Source organism: Neobacillus sp. WH10 (assembly GCF_030123405.1).
GTDB lineage: Bacteria > Bacillota > Bacilli > Bacillales > Cytobacillaceae > Neobacillus.
Window position 1 is genome coordinate 3,740,731 of sequence record NZ_CP126110.1, and the last position, 17,397, is coordinate 3,758,127.

At 37.9% G+C, this 17,397-nt stretch carries 23 protein-coding genes; 1 reads left to right on the plus strand and 22 read right to left on the minus strand.

The genetic code is table 11. The features are described 5' to 3' along the window. Positions 1 to 52: 52 nt before the first annotated feature. From QNH20_RS18015 to spoIIIAA, 11 genes are all read right to left on the minus strand, one after another. On the minus strand, positions 53 to 460 hold the full coding sequence (locus tag QNH20_RS18015) for an Asp23/Gls24 family envelope stress response protein (protein ID WP_283919355.1): 408 nt from the start codon (positions 458 to 460) through the stop codon (positions 53 to 55). Between the two features lie 18 nt (positions 461 to 478). After that, positions 479 to 1,834, minus strand: coding sequence for an acetyl-CoA carboxylase biotin carboxylase subunit (gene accC, locus QNH20_RS18020; protein WP_283919356.1), 1,356 nt, complete (start codon positions 1,832 to 1,834; stop codon positions 479 to 481). A gap of 14 nt (positions 1,835 to 1,848) precedes the next feature. Further along, complete coding sequence (gene accB / locus QNH20_RS18025; protein ID WP_283919357.1) at positions 1,849 to 2,364, minus strand: acetyl-CoA carboxylase biotin carboxyl carrier protein; 516 nt, start codon at positions 2,362 to 2,364, stop codon at positions 1,849 to 1,851. A 309-nt stretch (positions 2,365 to 2,673) separates the two neighbouring features. Then, positions 2,674 to 3,225 (minus strand): SpoIIIAH-like family protein, encoded by a 552-nt coding sequence (locus tag QNH20_RS18030; RefSeq protein WP_283919358.1) that lies wholly within the window; start codon positions 3,223 to 3,225, stop codon positions 2,674 to 2,676. 16 nt (positions 3,226 to 3,241) lie between these two features. Beyond that, positions 3,242 to 3,892 (minus strand): stage III sporulation protein AG, encoded by a 651-nt coding sequence (spoIIIAG, locus tag QNH20_RS18035; RefSeq protein ID WP_283919359.1) that lies wholly within the window; start codon positions 3,890 to 3,892, stop codon positions 3,242 to 3,244. Then, complete coding sequence (spoIIIAF, locus tag QNH20_RS18040) at positions 3,885 to 4,514, minus strand: stage III sporulation protein AF (RefSeq protein ID WP_283919360.1); 630 nt, start codon at positions 4,512 to 4,514, stop codon at positions 3,885 to 3,887. The genes spoIIIAG and spoIIIAF overlap by 8 nt, the downstream gene beginning before the upstream one ends. A gap of 13 nt (positions 4,515 to 4,527) precedes the next feature. Further along, complete coding sequence (spoIIIAE, locus tag QNH20_RS18045) at positions 4,528 to 5,727, minus strand: stage III sporulation protein AE (protein ID WP_283919361.1); 1,200 nt, start codon at positions 5,725 to 5,727, stop codon at positions 4,528 to 4,530. Positions 5,728 to 5,879: 152 nt separating this feature from the next. After that, complete coding sequence (spoIIIAD, locus tag QNH20_RS18050; RefSeq protein WP_283923444.1) at positions 5,880 to 6,269, minus strand: stage III sporulation protein AD; 390 nt, start codon at positions 6,267 to 6,269, stop codon at positions 5,880 to 5,882. Between the two features lie 16 nt (positions 6,270 to 6,285). Beyond that, the gene (gene spoIIIAC / locus QNH20_RS18055) at positions 6,286 to 6,489 is read right to left on the minus strand and encodes a stage III sporulation protein AC (protein ID WP_283919362.1); all 204 of its coding nucleotides are present in this window, start codon (positions 6,487 to 6,489) and stop codon (positions 6,286 to 6,288) included. Between the two features lie 11 nt (positions 6,490 to 6,500). Continuing rightward, a complete protein-coding gene (spoIIIAB, locus tag QNH20_RS18060; protein WP_283919363.1) occupies positions 6,501 to 7,016 on the minus strand; it encodes a stage III sporulation protein SpoIIIAB in 516 nt (171 codons plus the stop codon). Beyond that, positions 7,017 to 7,940, minus strand: coding sequence for a stage III sporulation protein AA (gene spoIIIAA / locus QNH20_RS18065; protein WP_283919364.1), 924 nt, complete (start codon positions 7,938 to 7,940; stop codon positions 7,017 to 7,019). It abuts the gene before it with no gap. 217 nt (positions 7,941 to 8,157) lie between these two features. On the opposite strand from spoIIIAA, the gene QNH20_RS18070 reads away from it, so the two are divergent. Next, positions 8,158 to 8,829: an SIMPL domain-containing protein gene (locus QNH20_RS18070; protein ID WP_283919365.1), complete on the plus strand. Its 672-nt coding sequence runs from the start codon at positions 8,158 to 8,160 to the stop codon at positions 8,827 to 8,829. Between the two features lie 119 nt (positions 8,830 to 8,948). Here QNH20_RS18070 and QNH20_RS18075 read toward each other — a convergent pair whose 3' ends face one another. From QNH20_RS18075 to QNH20_RS18125, 11 genes are read right to left on the minus strand one after another with little or no spacing between them, the layout of a single operon-like run. Then, positions 8,949 to 9,458, minus strand: coding sequence for a TlpA family protein disulfide reductase (locus QNH20_RS18075; protein ID WP_283919366.1), 510 nt, complete (start codon positions 9,456 to 9,458; stop codon positions 8,949 to 8,951). A gap of 31 nt (positions 9,459 to 9,489) precedes the next feature. Next, a complete protein-coding gene (locus tag QNH20_RS18080) occupies positions 9,490 to 9,621 on the minus strand; it encodes a CcmD family protein (RefSeq protein WP_213120226.1) in 132 nt (43 codons plus the stop codon). A gap of 13 nt (positions 9,622 to 9,634) precedes the next feature. Then, a complete protein-coding gene (locus QNH20_RS18085) occupies positions 9,635 to 10,396 on the minus strand; it encodes a cytochrome c biogenesis protein (RefSeq protein WP_283919367.1) in 762 nt (253 codons plus the stop codon). Positions 10,397 to 10,399: 3 nt separating this feature from the next. Next, the gene (locus QNH20_RS18090) at positions 10,400 to 11,080 is read right to left on the minus strand and encodes a heme exporter protein CcmB (RefSeq protein WP_283919368.1); all 681 of its coding nucleotides are present in this window, start codon (positions 11,078 to 11,080) and stop codon (positions 10,400 to 10,402) included. Continuing rightward, the gene (gene ccmA / locus QNH20_RS18095; RefSeq protein WP_283919369.1) at positions 11,077 to 11,781 is read right to left on the minus strand and encodes a heme ABC exporter ATP-binding protein CcmA; all 705 of its coding nucleotides are present in this window, start codon (positions 11,779 to 11,781) and stop codon (positions 11,077 to 11,079) included. The genes QNH20_RS18090 and ccmA overlap by 4 nt, the downstream gene beginning before the upstream one ends. Before the next feature lie 24 nt (positions 11,782 to 11,805). Further along, positions 11,806 to 12,798 (minus strand): hypothetical protein, encoded by a 993-nt coding sequence (locus QNH20_RS18100; protein ID WP_283919370.1) that lies wholly within the window; start codon positions 12,796 to 12,798, stop codon positions 11,806 to 11,808. Then, positions 12,795 to 13,169, minus strand: a complete 375-nt coding sequence (locus QNH20_RS18105; RefSeq protein ID WP_283919371.1) for a hypothetical protein — start codon at positions 13,167 to 13,169, stop codon at positions 12,795 to 12,797. Before QNH20_RS18105 ends, QNH20_RS18100 begins: the two co-directional genes overlap by 4 nt. 12 nt (positions 13,170 to 13,181) lie before the next feature. After that, positions 13,182 to 13,685 (minus strand): cytochrome c-type biogenesis protein, encoded by a 504-nt coding sequence (locus QNH20_RS18110; RefSeq protein ID WP_283919372.1) that lies wholly within the window; start codon positions 13,683 to 13,685, stop codon positions 13,182 to 13,184. Between the two features lie 2 nt (positions 13,686 to 13,687). Further along, complete coding sequence (locus tag QNH20_RS18115) at positions 13,688 to 15,670, minus strand: heme lyase CcmF/NrfE family subunit (protein ID WP_283919373.1); 1,983 nt, start codon at positions 15,668 to 15,670, stop codon at positions 13,688 to 13,690. 25 nt (positions 15,671 to 15,695) lie between these two features. Next, complete coding sequence (locus QNH20_RS18120; protein WP_481857988.1) at positions 15,696 to 16,151, minus strand: cytochrome c maturation protein CcmE; 456 nt, start codon at positions 16,149 to 16,151, stop codon at positions 15,696 to 15,698. A gap of 10 nt (positions 16,152 to 16,161) precedes the next feature. Further along, positions 16,162 to 17,211, minus strand: a complete 1,050-nt coding sequence (locus QNH20_RS18125; protein WP_283919375.1) for a hypothetical protein — start codon at positions 17,209 to 17,211, stop codon at positions 16,162 to 16,164. Positions 17,212 to 17,397: the final 186 nt, after the last annotated feature.

A 17,397-nucleotide genomic window follows, 5' to 3' on the forward strand; every position in this document is an offset into this window, starting at 1 on the left:
TAGAATCATTTAATAAAAAAAACCAAAGGAATCATTCCCTTGGTTCAATATATTAAAGTTCTGAATCAATCTCAAGTTCATTCTTTTGCGCTTCAAATTGAATTCCTACAACGTGAATGTTTACTTCCTCTGCATCTAATGCCGTCATATTTAGCAGTGCTTGACGAATATTATCCTGTATTTTGCCTGCAACACTCGGAATAGAAATGCCGAACTTCATTAAACAATACACATCAACTTTTATTCCTGATTCAGTTAGTTCCACTTTCACGCCTTTACCGTGGTTTTTTTTCCCTAAGCGTTCTACAACACCAGTAGCAAAATTGCCGCGCATACCTGCTACACCTTCAACCTCGGAAGCAGCAATCCCTGCAATAACCTCAATTACTTCAGGAGCAATTTCAATTTTCCCATGTCCATTATTTCCATGATCCATTTCCAAGACACTAAACTCGCTCATTTAGTACACCTCCAGATATTAGATAGACTTCATCACATCATGCAATTCCAGAAATTTTGTATTAAAGCTGCCTTCTACAAATTTTTCATGCTCAAGCAATTTTAAATGAAACGGTATCGTGGTATGGATGCCTTCAACAACAAACTCACTTAAGGCACGTTTCATTCTTGATATTGCTTCATCCCTGGTGCTGCCATATGTTATGACTTTCGCAATCATGGAATCGTAGTAAGGCGGAATCGTGTATCCTGGATAAGCTGCTGAATCAATACGAACACCTAATCCACCAGGCGGTAAATACATATTAATTTTCCCGGCAGAAGGGAGAAAGTTCTTCTCAGGATTTTCTGCATTTATCCGGCATTCGATTGCCCATCCTGTAAAAGTGACATCCTGCTGATTAATTGTTAGTTTTTCGCCGCTTGCCACTCGAATCTGCTCTTTTACCAGGTCTATTCCAGTGACCATTTCTGTTACGGGATGCTCCACCTGAATCCTTGTGTTCATTTCCATAAAATAAAATTTACGATTGCGGTAGTCATATATAAATTCTACCGTGCCAGCACCTGAATAATCAACTGCTTTTGCAGCTTTTACTGCTGCTTCACCCATTTCAGAGCGAATTTCTCCGTCTAAGGCAGGTGAAGGCGTTTCTTCAAGAAGCTTTTGCAGCCTGCGTTGGATGGAGCAATCTCTTTCTCCTAAATGAATGGTGTTACCGTAAGTATCACCTAGGACCTGAATTTCAACATGGCGGAAATCCTCAATATATTTTTCTATGTATACGCCAGGGTTTCCAAATGCCGTTAAAGCTTCTTGCTGGGTAATATTTATGCCTTTTATTAATTCCTGTTCATTTTTAGCCACGCGAATGCCTTTACCGCCTCCGCCTGCAGTCGCTTTTATTATTACCGGGTATTCAATCTTCTTAACAAGTTCAAGTGCTTCATCGATATCATTTATGATTCCAGTTGAACCAGGAACAATTGGAACGCCGGCTTCACGCATTGTTTCTCTTGCAATATCCTTTGTACCCATTTTTGTGATGGCCTCAGGACTTGGGCCCACAAATGTAATATTACATTCGCGGCAAAGTTCTGCGAAATCTGCATTTTCAGCCAGGAAACCATAGCCTGGATGAATGGCATCACAGGCAGTCAGCTTAGCGACACTAATAATATTTGTTACGTTTAAATAACTGTCTTTTGATGGTGTGGGTCCAATACAATAAGCTTCATCTGCCAATTGGACATGCAATGCCTCACGATCTGCTTCGGAGTAAACAGCTACGGATTCAATGCCCATTTCTCGACAGGCACGTATAATCCTCACTGCAATTTCTCCTCTGTTTGCAATTAACAGTTTTTTTATCATCCTGTTACCGCTCCTTACTCAGGCTTTACTAAAAATAAAGGCTGTCCGTATTCTACTAATTGGCCATTTTTAACAAGTACTTCAACAATTTCACCGTTTACCTCTGCTTCAATCTCATTGAATAGTTTCATCGCTTCTACGATACAAACGATGGAATCCTTTGAGACCTTAGAACCTGCTTTTACATATACGTCTGATTCTGGGGTTGGCGAGGCATAGAAAGTTCCCACCATAGGCGAGGTTATTTTGTGTAAATTTGCAGTATCCGCCGGCTTCAACGATTCTTCCTTAGTAGTCTCCTGTATAACTCCTTGAACTGGGGCAGAAGTTGCTGCAGCAGCGACAGGAGTTGGTTGGACAACCGGTGCTATTTCACCTACGGGTACTGCCGGACTCACTTGTGAAACAATTGTGGTTGAGGTATTTTTCTTCATTTTAATTTTTGAACCGTCATATTCATATTCAAATTCATCAATACTAGACTGGTCAACTAATTTAATTAATTCACGAATTTCTTGTACTTTTAACATTGAGTTACACTCCTTGTACAACATTAATTAGGACTTACTACTAATACTATACGATAATATTAAGTAATAGTTCAATATTTTAAATCCGAAGTATATGAACATTTCACTATTTGCCCCCTATCATCATAATCTTTTTATGATAAAAAAGGAATTTTGAATGTTCCAATCACCTCAAATGAATAGTTTCCCCTATGCATAATGTTATTAAACAATGGAAAAAAGGAAAGTCTAGACTTTCCTTTTAATGAATTAATTCATAGGACTTTGAGAATTCTATCTTCAGCGCTTAGGGGCTTCCAGGTTTCTTAGTTATTTTGACGGCTGGTATTCAACTGTTACATAATTGGTTTCGTCAATTTCTTTTTTCACTTCTAGCATAATCTTGTTGGCCTCTGAGGCGGAAGGCTTTTTCTTAGATTTAACCGTTACAATTACTTTCGGTCCGTCGGCTCTAACAAGGACATCATCAAAACCCATTGTTTTAATAAAAGATTCAAGCAATTGTTCACTTTGGGCTGTTTTATTTAATTGATCCATTTGGTCTTTCACTTTGCTTTTTTCATCTGGTGAAAGATCAGTGGAGGCTATCTCGTCTGTAAATTCTTCTTGCTGCTTGCTGCGTTGGTCCTCGAGCTTCATTCGAAGATCTTCAAATGCTGCATCACCTGCTACAGAAGTTACAACTGTTTTTCCGTCTTTGGTTTCTGTTTTTGTTTTACCTTGATTTTGATCTTTAGGCTTTTGTTGTACAGCAGCAATGTCTTTGTTCTTTTGCTCAGGAGACGTAATGTAATAAACCGATAACACAACTACTAAACTCAACATTGTTAATAACCAAACAGTTTGTTTTTTCAAAAGCATATAGGAAATCCCCCTTTTATTTTTTAGGCATGACAGCAACTCGATGGCTTGGCACTCCTAAAGCCCGAGTGACTGCTTCCCTAATCCATTTTTTTACCTCGATATTATCTGCTCCCTTTGCAACCACAAGTACACCGCGAATCTCAGGCTTTTTGGTTTCTACAACAATTGGAACCTCTTTTTCTCCTTCACGGATAATGACCAGTTGTTCATCTGTTGAAGAATCTACAACCTTACGCTGCCCGCCTTCACGATCCGTTTCATCTGTTGCTTGTGATTTGGTCACCCTATTTTTCTCAAGTATTTTCTTATCAGTTGAATCTATTGTCACCAAAACGGTAACATCATCATCCCCCAGCATTTCCTGTAAGGCTTTCTTCATCTGATTTTCATATTTTTCCTCATATTCAGCAATCGCCTTATTGCCGGAACTCTTTTTCATACCGAATGCCGGAACATCTTCAGAAGGTGCTTTTTCGTTCGTTGCCGTGGGTAACGAAGCAGGATTTGTGCCATTTTTAAATAAAATATTCCCTGCAAGCATAAACGCGGCACCAATACATAGGACAAGGAGCATATATTGGTACTTACCGAGTTTCTTATCGCCCTTATCATCCTGTTTGAATATATTTTTGAGCCACGATAATGGTCCTTTGTTGTTATCCATTCTTCTTTTTAATCCCCCCTTCAATCAAAACTTCCACTGCTTCCTCTGTTACGTTCCATTTCTGTGAAAGAAATGCGGCGATTTTTTCTGTTTCTTCTGTTGATCCTTTGGTTGGAAGAGGTTTTTCTGTGTTTATTTCGATTTGCTTAATTGCCTCGACTGTCTTCACGCCATGTTCTGGCTGTTTTAGGTGAACCAAAACCTTTTGGAGGTTTTCAGGGAATGTTTGGTCGCTTTTATCATTTATGGCTAGATCAATTTTTTCAATCTCCAATCCGTATTGTTCCATCAACTCCTCCTTAACGCCTTTTTTTAGCTGGACAGCCAATTCTTCTAAAATATATGCATGTTGTGAGGCTTGTATTTCTTTTTTCTTAAAATCTATTAAATTTTTCATATTTTTTTCTCCCGGAGATTGAAATGAAGGAATAGAACCAAGTGCTGATTCAAAGTCCTTGGAGATCAATTTAAAGATAGGGGCAAGAATAATCGCAATTAAGAGCAGACCTGTAACCATCTTGGTATATTTTTGCATGCTAGAATTTGGCAGCAGCATATCAATGACAGTAGCTAACAGGATAAAAAGAATAATATTCGTTACCCACTCTCTCAAAAACTCCATTCTAATTTCCCCCCTATCTCATCATCATCGTTAAATTTCCAGCCGCCACAATAACTGTAATACTTAAAAAGAACATCAGTGACACAATCCCCAGGGCAGCAAAGACGTAAATGACGCTTTTACTGATAATATCAAGACATTTAATCACCGGACCGCCGCCTAGAGGCTGAAGGAGAGCTGCAGCAAATTTATAAATAAAAGCAATCATTAATATTTTAATAGCTGGAAAGGCGACAATAATGAGCAGGATGGCAACACCTGCAATGCCAACTGAATTTTTTAAAAGCACCGATGCACTTACGACTGTATCTGTGGCATCGGTAAACATTCTCCCAATGACAGGAATGAAGTTTCCTGTTACGAATTTCGCAGTTCTTATTGCTACGCCATCTGTTACAGCTGCTGATGCACCCTGTACAGAAATAACCCCAAGAAAAATCGTTAAGAAAAGCCCCATTAACCCGATGCTCCAGTTTCTTAAAAGAGCAGCTAATTGTGACACCTTATATTGTTCAGACATCGTGCTGACAATACTGAGCAAGGTGGCTAAAAAGAGGAGCGGCAGGATCACATATTGCATAAACATTCCGCTTATATTCATTAAAAATAAAATGACTGGATGAAAGAATGCCGCAGATACAAGCCCTCCTGAAGCGGCTATTAGCGCAAGCAGGAGAGGAACAAGTGCAAGGACAAAGGAAGTCATCGTCCCAATTGCTTCATTTGTATACCTGATCGAGATATGAAAACTATTAAGAGCTAGGATGACCAGAACCATATACACAATGGAATAGGCAACCTTACTAATAGCGCTCTTCTCGAAAGCATTTTGCATGGATTGAAGAAACATACTAAAAATTGTTAACAAAATTAATGATCCAAGTAATTTTCCATTCGCAACAAACTCATGAAAGACAAACTTTAATGCTGCCAGCCCCCATTGTTTAAATGAGAATTTTTTATCGCCTTTAACGAAATCATATAAGCTGCCTTTTTGGCTTTCCGGAAGAAAACCGCCATATTTATTGGTAATATCCTCCCAAAAATGTTTTAGTTCGGTTAAGTCCAAAGTTTTAAGCTGTTCATCTACCAATTCCTGTGGAGAAAGCGGATTAGAGGTGTCTTTAGATTCTTCGGCAGCTTGGACATTTGGAATAAACAAAAAATAAATAAGAAGAACGATGGTAGGAATAATCTGCAGCCTCTGCTTCAATTTTTACACCTCTTTAGAAAAGCGTAAGCGCCCATTTTCTGACGTATAGACTGGAGCACTCCGAATGAGATAAAGGAAAATCGAAAAGCGGAAGCGCCTTGAACAGGGGCTTATGCCCCCGAGCCCCTGGGCGCTGGAGCTAGACAATTGTCTTAGCTCGGAATTAGTTTGATAATGGTCTCAATCAAAACAGTTAATATAGGTATCGCCATGGCGAGAATGATGATTTTTCCTGCTAATTCAATTTTGGAGGCAATTGCTCCCTGGCCTGCATCCTTGGTGATTTGGGTGGCAAATTCGGCAATATAGGCAATTCCAATGATTTTAAGGATCGTTTCAACATAAACCATATTTACCTTTGCGTTCACTGCCAGCTTTTCAAGCATATGAATAATTTCAAAAATCTTATCTACTAAAAAAAGAAAAATAGCACAGCCAACAAAAACGACTAAAAGAAAGGCAAAATTAGGTTTTTGCTCTTTAATAATTAAAGCAAGAAAGGTTGCGATAAGAGCCACTCCGACGATTTTTATGATTTCAATCGTAAAGCCCCCCTTTCTATTGAAACAAGAATACTGATTTTATTTTCTGGAAAAGATCATCCACTATTGAGGCGACCTGAAATAAAATATAAATAAACCCGAACAATGTAACCCATTGTGCATATTCCTTTTTGCCAACCTGGTCAAGTAGGGTGTGCAAAAAAGCCACAACAATGCCAACACCTGCGATTTTAAATATAATATCTACTTCTAAACCCATTGCTTTTCCCCCTAAAATAATAAAATAATCAGTAATAACCCTGATAAGAATCCTAGACTCTTTACCATTTTTTCATATTTTACCTGCCGGTCGATGGCGTCCGCTTCTTCTCTTTCAAGGTGGGAAAGAGTTAGCATAATATGTTTTTGCTGGGAAAAGCGATCATGGCGGCCAAGGGTTTCCCCAAATTGCTTCATTATTTCAAATTCTCCCTGTTTTAATGCCGTTGATTTCCATACCTCTTTTAAACTATTCTCCCAAGCTTCCTTTACCGTTGTTTCAGTGTCTGTTAGTTTTTTTGCAAAGGAATCAAAAAACGTAGAGAGAGGCTTGGAAAGCTGGGCTGCTAATCTCCTAGCTGCTTCATGTAATGGTGTATGGCTATACATAATTTCAGCCTCAAGTGATTGCAGTGCCGATCTTAACGCTCTTAGCTGCTTAGGGCGTTCACTAAAATTCCGGGAAGCCTCAAATCCTGTCCAAGTGGTCGCAACTATAATGATGATGGCACCAATTAACTTAATCATTTATGTCACTCTCACTTTTTGATTCATTTCCTGCCCATTTGCATTTAAAATATGTGTTATGGTTCCGGGTCCTGCTACCCTGCTAAGGATGACAAACCGTTCAAAAATTCTTTGGTCTATGATATCCCTTAGAGATGGCCTTTTTCGTATTTCTTCTATGCTTGTCCCGTGCGTGGTCATAACAAGTTTAATGCCCGCATGTACAGCCTCTTGAATTGCCTCTGCATCTTCCTTGCGGCCGACTTCATCAACAATCAAGACATCGGGACTCATTGAGCGAATCAGCATCATCATTCCTTCTGCCTTTGGACAAGCATCTAAGACATCCAGGCGGTGTCCAAACGTCAATTGCGGAACCCCATTAACACATCCCGCAATTTCACTCCGTTCATCAACAATCCCTACTTTATTGGCCTCATAACCTTTTGCCCTGTTTCCTGTAGAAATGATTCTGGCGATATCACGTAACAACGTCGTTTTTCCCGTTTGCGGCGGTCCAATAATCATTGTATGCATCCAATTACCTTTAAAAATAAAAGGAATAATAGGTTCTGCTATTCCTACTTTCTCCCTGGCAATTCGTATGTTAAAAGAGGAGATATCTCTAATCGCCTTGACCTTTCCCTCCTCAAGAATGACTTTTCCGGCAAGCCCTATCCGATGTCCTCCAGAAACAGTTATATATCCACGTTTAAGTTCTTCTTCAAGCGTATAAATGGAGAAATGGCTTATTTTATTCATGAGATGAAAAGCATCTTCAGGCTGAATGATATACGATAAAAAACGTGGAGCTCCCTTTAGTATCATTTCAATTGGACGGTTAATACGAATGCGGATCTCTTCTAATTCTTCTTTTTGGTTAGGAGGGATTTTGCTGATTAGGTCGGCAATATTTTTGGGTAAAAAGCTAAGGATCGTTTCCACGTATGCTTCCTCCTTCAATTTACATTTCTCATTATTTAAAATGTATGCCTGCTTGGACACAATATGACTTTCTAATCTGTTAATTCATTTCTATTTTTTTGAAAAGATTGATAGAACACCTTACGAAAGATAAAAGAATAGATATTAATAGAGGAACATTTCCTGAAGGGCATCCGTATTTTATAGGAGGAAAAACAATGAAGGAGGAGAAATAAATTTGTATAATAACATACCTTCCAATAGAAATGGATCACATCATAAAGGAAATTTAATAAAAGTAAGAGGCGAAGGTGAACTTGCTATTCAGCCTGATTCGGCTTCAGTGAACTTAGGGGTCATCACTGAAAATAAGGAATTGTTAACTGCTCAGCAGCAGAACTCTATTGAAGTGACAAAAGTAATTAACGCTCTGCTCGGACTAGGAATTCCGCAAAATCAAATACAAACAATCGATTATCGTATTGAATCAAATTATGATTACGAGCAGGGGAAACAAATATTTCGCGGCTATAAAATAACCCATCTATTGCAAGTGAAAATAGATGATTTATCATTGGTAGGGAAAGTAGTGGATACAGCAGTTCAAAACGGGGTTAACTATGTCTCGAATGTTCAATTTACAGCTAAGAATAAAGAGGTTTTTTATCAGCAAGCCTTGGTCCTTGCTCTAAACAATGCAATCGAAAAAGCTAAAACAATAGCGGAGGCGTTAAATGTAACATTAATACCTACACCAAGTTTAGTAGTGGAAGGCGGAAATATGGTTCAGCCATATTTCCATCCATCGGAAACATATTTAAAAGGAATAAGTTCAACGCAATTTGAACCGGGACAAATAAAAGTAACTGCCACTATTTCTGCAGAATTTCATTATCGAACAGTTTATTAAAAAACGCGTATGTATTTGAGCTGGACAATTCTCAAAGTCCAATGTATTAATTGTGATAATGTTAATAAAAGAGCAGGAACATGAAATTATTCACGTGCCTGCTCTGTTTAGATTAATGATTAGTTATCATATTTCTTTGCCCAATTATACAGCTGCATTTCAGTAACTGGACCGTTATAGTGCTCCCTTATTATTCCCTTCTTATCGATAACAAAGGTTTCAGGCTGGCCAGTTACGTTAAACCGTTTTGCAACCTTGGCATTGTAATCAAATAAATAAATCATTCCTTCTTTATTATTGTTGGTAATTTTTTTTATCCGATCAATTGTTTCTCCACGGTTGATCATTACAAGGGGGTATTTATTTCCATAATCCTTTTGAAATGCTGCTAATTCAGGAAACTCTTCCTTACAAGGTGCACACCAGCTGGCAAAATAATTTAATATTACCACTTTCCCTTTATAATCAGATAGCTTAGTGGTACTTCCTTCATAATTTGGCAGCTCGAAATTATAAGCTTGATCGCCGACATCCGTGTTTTTTCCCTTTGTAATTAAGCTATATCCAAAAAAACCAAACATACCAATAATTAGAATCAATACGAGTAATTTGATGACTCGCTTGTTCATCGTATTTCCTCCTGACACCTAGACTTACAGTCTATTTATCGAGCTGTTTTAAAAATTCAATTTCCTTTTTAAGCTTGTCATGTCTTTTACCGATAATAAACATATAAGCAAAAATAACAACCCAAGCAACGGAATAAGCACCTAACATATATTCATAATTCATGGTTAGATTCCTCCTATTTTTCTAAATCTTCTCTTAATTTTTCTTTATATCTTTCTACTTTGATTCTCATATTTTCAAAAGAAACTCCCTTTTGAAGAAGGTAGGAATATAGAATGGTAAAAGCGGTAATCGTGATGAGCAATGCTACTAACATCGTATCATCAATACCGCCACCTTTTTGGGAAGGTCCCTCACCAAAAACAATTGGATGGAACTTTGTTTGCCACCAACGAATGGCGAAAAATACTATTGGTACGTCGGCAAACCCGATGATGCCAAAGACAGCTGCAAGCCTTGCCTTTTTATCCCAAACTCCGTCCATTTGACGAATCATAATGTAGGCAATATAGATAAAAAATAGAATTAAAGTCGTGATTAGACGTGGTTCCCATACCCACCATGTATTCCAAGCCGATCTTGCCCAAATTGGACCTGTTGTTAACACAATGATAGTAAATACAACACCGATTTCAGCAGAAACATATGCATAAGTATCAAAAATTCTTTTCCGCTTGATTAAGAACAAAATACTAAAGACAAATGTAACAAAGAACGCCATAAAGGCAAGCCATGCAGAACTCACATGAAAGTAAAAGATTTTTTGTGCTGCATGCATGGTTGTTTCTTCTTCAGCAAATATAAAGATAAAATATAGGGACACTAACATGGAAATGACTGTAGCACTAAACAGCAATTTTGATAAATTTAGGCTCTTTGTATCAGTTATTTGAGATCCAGGAAGCACCGCTTTCTCTCGTTCGAGATTCATACTCATCACTTAAACCTCCAGCACATAATCAATTAATAAGAAGCAAACAACAAAGAAAATAACATCATACGCCGTGACCAATTGGATCCAGGCAATTGCGCTTGAAAGTTTTTCCACATTCGTTAAAATAATTTTCGTTGCCTGAACAACTCCGATTAAGATAGGTGTTGTAATCGGAAAAAGCAAAAGCGGCAGCAGCATTTCACTGCTTTTAGAATTAGCAGCAAGGGCAGCTAAGAATGTTCCAATAGCAATAAATCCAAAGCTTCCTAAGAAAATAACTAAAATAAAATATGGAAAACTACCAAGAAATTTAAAATCAAAAAGTAGGAATAAAAACGGGATAGAGACTATTTCCACTACAAGCATCATCGCGAAATTCGCGAGGAACTTTCCTAAATAAATGCTTGCAGCCTCCATAGGCGCTACCAATAAACCTTGCATCGTATCATTTCGCTGCTCCGAAATAAACGATCGATTAAGTCCTAAAATACCGGCAAACACGATAATGACCCAAATGACGCCAGGAATAACTGCTTTTGTTGTGTTATTGGCAGGGTCAAACGCAAAACTGAAAACAACAATAACAAGGCCGGCAAAAATGATCTGCGTCGTGAGAATTTGTTTGGTTTTTAGCTCTGAATATAAATCCTTTTTAGCTAGTAAGAGGGCCGTTCGGAATAGGTTCATGATACACCCTCCACTTGAAGCTCGTATTTTTCAGACACAAACCCTAAGTTTCGATTTTCAACCTTAAAGTCATCGACTATCTTTCCATTCTTCACAATTAAGACTCTGTCACAGATTTCTGCTGCTTGTTTGAAGTCATGGGTAACCATCAATGTTGTCGTACCTTTTTCTTTCATCGACACAATTACATTATTTAAAATTGAAATAGCTCCTTGATCTAACCCTGTGTGCGGTTCGTCTAAAAGCAGAACCTCTGGATCATGAACAATTGCACGTGCAATGGCAATCCTCTGGATCATACCGCGTGAAAAATTCTTGACTGGTTCATTCAAAAAGAAGGACAAACCTACTTCTTTTACAAGGTTAATTGCTTTTTGTTCGACATTTTTAACCCCGTAAATATTCCCAAAGAATACGAGATTTTCTAACGGGGAGTAATGGTCATAAAGCAAGCTGGAATGGGGTAAGTAACCTAATAATTTTTTTATTTCAATTTGGTTCTTTTTCAAATCCAGACCATTAACCAACACATGCCCTGATGTGGGCTTAATTAAGGTTGCCAGCACCTTTAAAAGCGTACTTTTACCAGCACCATTTGGTCCGAGGATTGCTACCGTTTCCCCCTTTTTTATTGAGAGGTCTACACTACGCAAGATCAGCTTGTTATCAGCTTGCTTTGTCAGCTTTTTTATTTCTATCATCTGCCGTCCCTCCCCTACAAGCTGTTACTCAACAAAATTACGTAAATTTAATTTGACCTGGACTAAATGCTGTTTATATGCAGCAAGTTTTGCCTGATATTCATCCTCCGAGAGCTTTCCATCCCCAAAGGTTTCTTCCAATTCAATAATCTTATCCATAATCGCTTTTTGCTTCGCCATTAAGAGCTTAAAGGCTTTCTCTTCCTTATCTGCTCCTAGTCTTTCCTCTTCTAATCTTGCTTTCCTTCTAAAATAGGCATAATAGGAAATTCCCGCTATCAAAATAGCACCCAAAATAATTAAAATGACGTGCGGGTTAAAGCGATGTAATGGTGATTGTGCCCACATTCTTAAGTGTCCTGGATTATGGAACGCAGGTGAGTTATGGGTAACAGAACTATTTTTTCCACTTTCATTCGTTGCAGCAGCATTTGACTCATCCGCTGCAGGCTGTTTGTCTTTGTTATAAACAAGCGTAAATGGTTGATTTTCCTTAATATTTTCAATACTGTATCCGTAATAATTTTGGTCCTCAAATGGGAAAAGCCCTTGGCTAGTCGCTTCAGCACCTTTCACTTCGATACTGCCCCTGCCTTCAGGAACGAGAATCTGCATCATTTGGGCCGGATAATCAACCGTTAGATTAATATCTTTACCTTTAGGCATTCTATAACTATATGGGAGCACCATTGTTTGATTTGCCGGGATTGCAGTGGTAGTAATAAAGCCATTATCTACTTGTTTAAATGCAATTTTATTATCTAAAAAATTTAGGTCCTTTGCTCCCTCAGGAAGTGTTACAGTTAAAACTGCCTCACTTTTTCCATCACCATTAAAATCCTCATCAGTGGTATTAGTATAGTTCACCATATTCATTAAATTTGTTGATCCATCTTCAGCAGGGCTGACAACGATGTAATACATATCAACCGTAAGCTTTGATTCTGATGCTGCTAATCCATGGAATGGGATTAACAACATCAGTCCAAGGAAGAAGACTGTGATTTTCTTGATCACTTTCCTTCCCCCTTTTTATTCTTATAGATTTTCATTTGCGCTTCAATTTCTTTTTCCACTTCTGCCATTAAATCCTTATCAACACTTGCTTCCACCATTTGTTCTTCTTCCTTCATAATATTGGCCACTTCTGTTTCGTATTGTTTCATTAAGTTTTTATAATCAGCATGTGAGATTTTATCCATTTTGTACTCAAACTCTATCTCGTTAAGAGTTGTCAAAAGTGCTTCTTTCGTTGTTGCCAAATCCTGCCCGTTTGTACTTACATGTAAATAAGAATCCCACTTAAATAACGGCGATAATATTAGAAATAGACAAACTACCGCCAATGAAGCAGTGAAAATCATCGAAATGATTGAGATATCGTGCATTTTGTTCACATCCTAAAGATACTTTTTGCGTTCTTCATCGATCATGGAAGAAAGGATTTCCTCTTCTACTTCATTCTCAGTGGTCATGAATTCATTAACTTTTTCTTCCGGTCCTTTTTTCTTCACCCATTTACGGATAATGACGAACACAGCTATTCCTGCTGCACCTAGTACAACAAATGGGAGAACCCATGCTGTTAGGCTAAAACCGCTTTTCTCAGGAGAAGTTAATATTTCTTCACCGTAAATATTGACGTAGTATTCACGGATTTTATCCTTATCCCAGCCTTTGTTCATCATTTCAACTAAATCTTTTTTAAACTCAGTTGTGAGATTGCACGTATTGGGATCACATTCATAATGATCCTGTCCGCAGCCGCAAGTACATGCAAATTGCTGGGCAACCGCTTTAAACTCTGCAGATTTATAGTCAATCTGTTTTGCTTCCACGCGGAAGAACGTGCCCTGAAAGATAAACGCAATGATGAGGAAACCTAGACAAATTTTATTTCTCATTTTTAGGACACCTCTTTGCGTACTCCAGTGTATCTCGGAGTGACATTACCATATTTTCCGTTCCAAATGGCGAACAAAGCACCAATTACAATCATGAAGGAACCAAACCATAACCAGTTCATCATTGGATTAATTTTTACAACAAACGTTGCCTTTCCATCGTCTTCCCATGCACTTAAAACAATATATAAGTCTTCCTTCAGTGAAGAAATGATGGCTACTTCAGAAGAAGGCTGATCCCAGTTACCATAAAATACTTTTTCCGGCTGGTAGGTACCGAGTTTTTTACCATTTCTAAAAACGGTAATATCAGCATAGACAATATCGTTAATTCCCTCTCTTTTTTGGTCAAGCCGCTCATAATTGAGTCGGTAATTTTTAAGTTCAATCGATTGTCCTAAAGAAACTGTTTTCATCGTCTCTAAATCATAGTTTTGTGAACCGATAATCCCCATTGTAATGAACGCGATGCCAAGGTGAACGATATAGCCTCCATAGCGGCGGCGATTACGGATCATTAAGCGGTACAGGGCAACAAGTGGTGTTTCTTTCGTCATTTTTCTTCTTGCTTTTACCCCTCTATAAAACTCTAAGTAATGGGTGATTAATAATAGAATAATAACCCCATAGCCAATGACTGCCCATGCTTTTTGAATCCCAAGCACAACCATTAGTACCATGCCAATAATAGCAAGGATTGCTGGAATCATGAAGTTTTTCTTAAGATTTTTTACTGTTGATTTCTGCCAGGCCAAGAGTGGGCAGACTGCCATGACAAACATCATCGATAATAGAATTGGCGCTTCAACCTTATTAAAGAATGGCAGCCCAACTGTTACTTTCGTACCGCGAACGGCTTCAGATACAAGCGGGAAAATAGTTCCCCAGAAAACGGCAAATGCTGCTCCAACTAATAATAGATTGTTAACCAAGAAACTGCTTTCTTTAGAAACAAAGGAATTAAATTCCCCGGCACTGCGTTTAAGCAGATTGTAACGGCTCATTAATACATATAATGATAGAATGACAGCAACTGCCATGAAGATTAAGAAGTATAAACCTAAATTTGAATTTGAGAATGCATGAACAGATGTCAGTACTCCGCTTCGTACAAGGAACGTTCCGAAAAGCGTTAATGCATATGAAACAATGATTAAGCTGATATTCCAAACTTTCAGCATATTTTTCCGCTCTTGGATCATGACGGAATGCAAGAATGCAGTGGCTGTTAACCACGGCATAAAGGAAGCGTTTTCTACAGGATCCCATGCCCAGTAACCGCCCCATCCAAGTTCCACATATGCCCATTGACCACCAAGGATATTTCCAAGACTTAAAAATAACCAGGCAATAATCGTCCAGCGTCTCGTCATTTTTATCCAGAAATCATCGACATTTTTCAAAATCAATGCAGCCATGGCAAAGGCAAATGGAACAGCAAGACCAACATAACCAAGGTAAAGTGTAACCGGATGTACGATCATTCCAGGATTCTGAAGCATTGGGTTTAACCCATTTCCTTCAATTGGGACAGTATCTAATAACATGAATGGCTTTGCGACAAATCCAAGAATGAAGAAGAAGAAAACCGCGTTGGCCAAAAGAATAGCTGAAATGTATGGAACCATCGGGTTTCCTTTCAATTTTCTTGAAAAAGCAATCATAACCATGTATAGCGTTAAGAAGAATGTCCACAGTAACAGGGAACCAGCATTACCAGCCCACAGAGCGGTAAGTTTATAAATGATTGGAAGCTCACTGCTTGTGTAATCGTGTACGTATTCGTATTGGAATTGAGATGTTGCTAAAAGGTAGAACAAGGAAAGCATAGCAAGTGCTGTACAAACAAATAATGCAATCATTCCGCCTTTTCCACTATTAACAAGCTTTTGGTTTTTTGTACTAATCCCCAAAGTGATAATGAGGAGCGAATAGATAGCAAGAGCTAATCCTATATATATTGTTGCGTTGGCAAATAAAAACATTTCGTCACCTTCTTAACTGAACCTGTTATTTTTCATTCGGTGGTTGATTTAACTTTTCTTTATGTGTTTCAGGATCATAGTCTTTCATGTCTTTTCCTTCATATTTTGAAGGACATCTTGTTTTCACAGATTCTGCTTCAAAGGTATCCTTTTTTGTAGGAGAACCTTGAAGAATTGTAATAACCCCATCGGAAAAGTTATCAGGTTTTGGCTCATTACTAATAACGTGCATAATATTACCATCATTGTCTTTTACATCAAATTTCAATTCAATTTTGTCAGGATTCCATTTAATCGAGTCTTCAATTAATAAACCTTCAACTGTAACAAAGTCGTCTTTATGTTGTTCTTGTGTCGCCAATAATTCTTTTAACGTTAACTCTACACCGCTAGAACCCGGCGTTGCAGCCATAAGCAAGAAAACAATAGCCCCAGCAATTATAAAACCACCAAGCATAACTAACGTATTTTTTTTCAACACTCTCACCCCATTAGAGTAATTTTTTCATTTCTTCTTCATACATTTCCTGGTCAATTTTTCCTGTTAAAAGCTTTTTACGCAGTTCCTTCTTTTCTTCGGCATTATCTGACTTATTGTCTTTTTTGACAGTAGTTTGCTTTTGCTGCGTTTTATGTTTTTTTCCCTTAGCTGTCATGCGATCTGTTTGGAATTTACCCTTCAATCCTAGGTAAACAAAGAGTCCTGCGATGATAATTGCAATTCCTATTATCGATGCTCCACCGACTCCGATGATCGGACTTTTTGAGTTGCCGGAGCTCCCTTTATTAACTTGGTCTGTTGCGGTTACACCGTTATGGTTTTCGTCATTTGGAGGCTGCTGTTTGTTGATAGCTTCCATTGTAGATTCTGTTCCGTCTTTCTTATAGGAGAAGGAATATTTTAAGTTATCTCCCGCTTTTACATTTTTATATTGGTAGTAATATAGCTCTTCTCCATATTCACTTTTTGTATTATTTTCTGCCTTTGGCTCAAGCTTGATTTCCTTTGCATCCATTGGTGCATAAAAGATAACATCTAATTGTTCGATTTCAGCATTATTAGTCAGTTGATATGTAAAGTTTTTATTATCTTTTACTTCGATTGATTTTGTATAGTACTCGATAACAAATTTATATGTTTCATTATTTTTGATTGCTTTTGACGGCTTCCAGGTGATTATCCCTTTTTCTTTGTCTATGTCATATGGCCGCTGAACTTCTGGCTTATTTTCTTCCGGAAATTCTGCTACTAAATAGGCTTCAAATCCCTTTTCCATTGCAGGAACAGGAATTTCTATTTTCCCATCATAGTCTTGGCCACTCTTGTTCGTAATCGTTCCGTACTGGCCTATTAGTAATGACGGAACATCTCTCGATCCCCAATCCTCAGGGTAATCAAACTCTGGCATTACCTGTACTTGCATTTCCTTAAAAGGAAACTTATCAGCCGGAAATACAGTTTCAGCACTGGCTTTTGAACTGATAAATCCAGTTAAGAATGAAGTAATGACGAATAATGCCAACCACTTTTTCTTAAGCATATTAATCCTCCTTGACCTTCAAAGACTCATTAAGTTGAAGGTCCCATTTTTCACTATAGCCCTCTTTGAAATAAATATAATCGTTATCTATACTTAGTTGTTGATTCACTCTTGAACATTTTGTTAAGTAGTAAAAAAAGTTACGATTTTGTCAAAAAAACACCATAATATTGTCACAATTGTAAG

Coding starts and splice junctions, on each gene's coding strand:
- QNH20_RS18015 (WP_283919355.1), bottom strand. CDS start 460: ATGAGCGAGTTTAGTGTCTTGGAAATGGATCATGGAAATAATGGACAT.
- accC (WP_283919356.1), bottom strand. CDS start 1,834: ATGATAAAAAAACTGTTAATTGCAAACAGAGGAGAAATTGCAGTGAGG.
- accB (WP_283919357.1), bottom strand. CDS start 2,364: ATGTTAAAAGTACAAGAAATTCGTGAATTAATTAAATTAGTTGACCAG.
- QNH20_RS18030 (WP_283919358.1), bottom strand. CDS start 3,225: ATGCTTTTGAAAAAACAAACTGTTTGGTTATTAACAATGTTGAGTTTA.
- spoIIIAG (WP_283919359.1), bottom strand. CDS start 3,892: ATGGATAACAACAAAGGACCATTATCGTGGCTCAAAAATATATTCAAA.
- spoIIIAF (WP_283919360.1), bottom strand. CDS start 4,514: ATGGAGTTTTTGAGAGAGTGGGTAACGAATATTATTCTTTTTATCCTG.
- spoIIIAC (WP_283919362.1), bottom strand. CDS start 6,489: ATGGGTTTAGAAGTAGATATTATATTTAAAATCGCAGGTGTTGGCATT.
- spoIIIAB (WP_283919363.1), bottom strand. CDS start 7,016: ATGATTAAGTTAATTGGTGCCATCATCATTATAGTTGCGACCACTTGG.
- QNH20_RS18075 (WP_283919366.1), bottom strand. CDS start 9,458: ATGAACAAGCGAGTCATCAAATTACTCGTATTGATTCTAATTATTGGT.
- QNH20_RS18080 (WP_213120226.1), bottom strand. CDS start 9,621: ATGAATTATGAATATATGTTAGGTGCTTATTCCGTTGCTTGGGTTGTT.
- QNH20_RS18085 (WP_283919367.1), bottom strand. CDS start 10,396: ATGAGTATGAATCTCGAACGAGAGAAAGCGGTGCTTCCTGGATCTCAA.
- QNH20_RS18090 (WP_283919368.1), bottom strand. CDS start 11,080: ATGAACCTATTCCGAACGGCCCTCTTACTAGCTAAAAAGGATTTATAT.
- ccmA (WP_283919369.1), bottom strand. CDS start 11,781: ATGATAGAAATAAAAAAGCTGACAAAGCAAGCTGATAACAAGCTGATC.
- QNH20_RS18105 (WP_283919371.1), bottom strand. CDS start 13,169: ATGCACGATATCTCAATCATTTCGATGATTTTCACTGCTTCATTGGCG.
- QNH20_RS18110 (WP_283919372.1), bottom strand. CDS start 13,685: ATGAGAAATAAAATTTGTCTAGGTTTCCTCATCATTGCGTTTATCTTT.
- QNH20_RS18115 (WP_283919373.1), bottom strand. CDS start 15,670: ATGTTTTTATTTGCCAACGCAACAATATATATAGGATTAGCTCTTGCT.
- QNH20_RS18125 (WP_283919375.1), bottom strand. CDS start 17,211: ATGCTTAAGAAAAAGTGGTTGGCATTATTCGTCATTACTTCATTCTTA.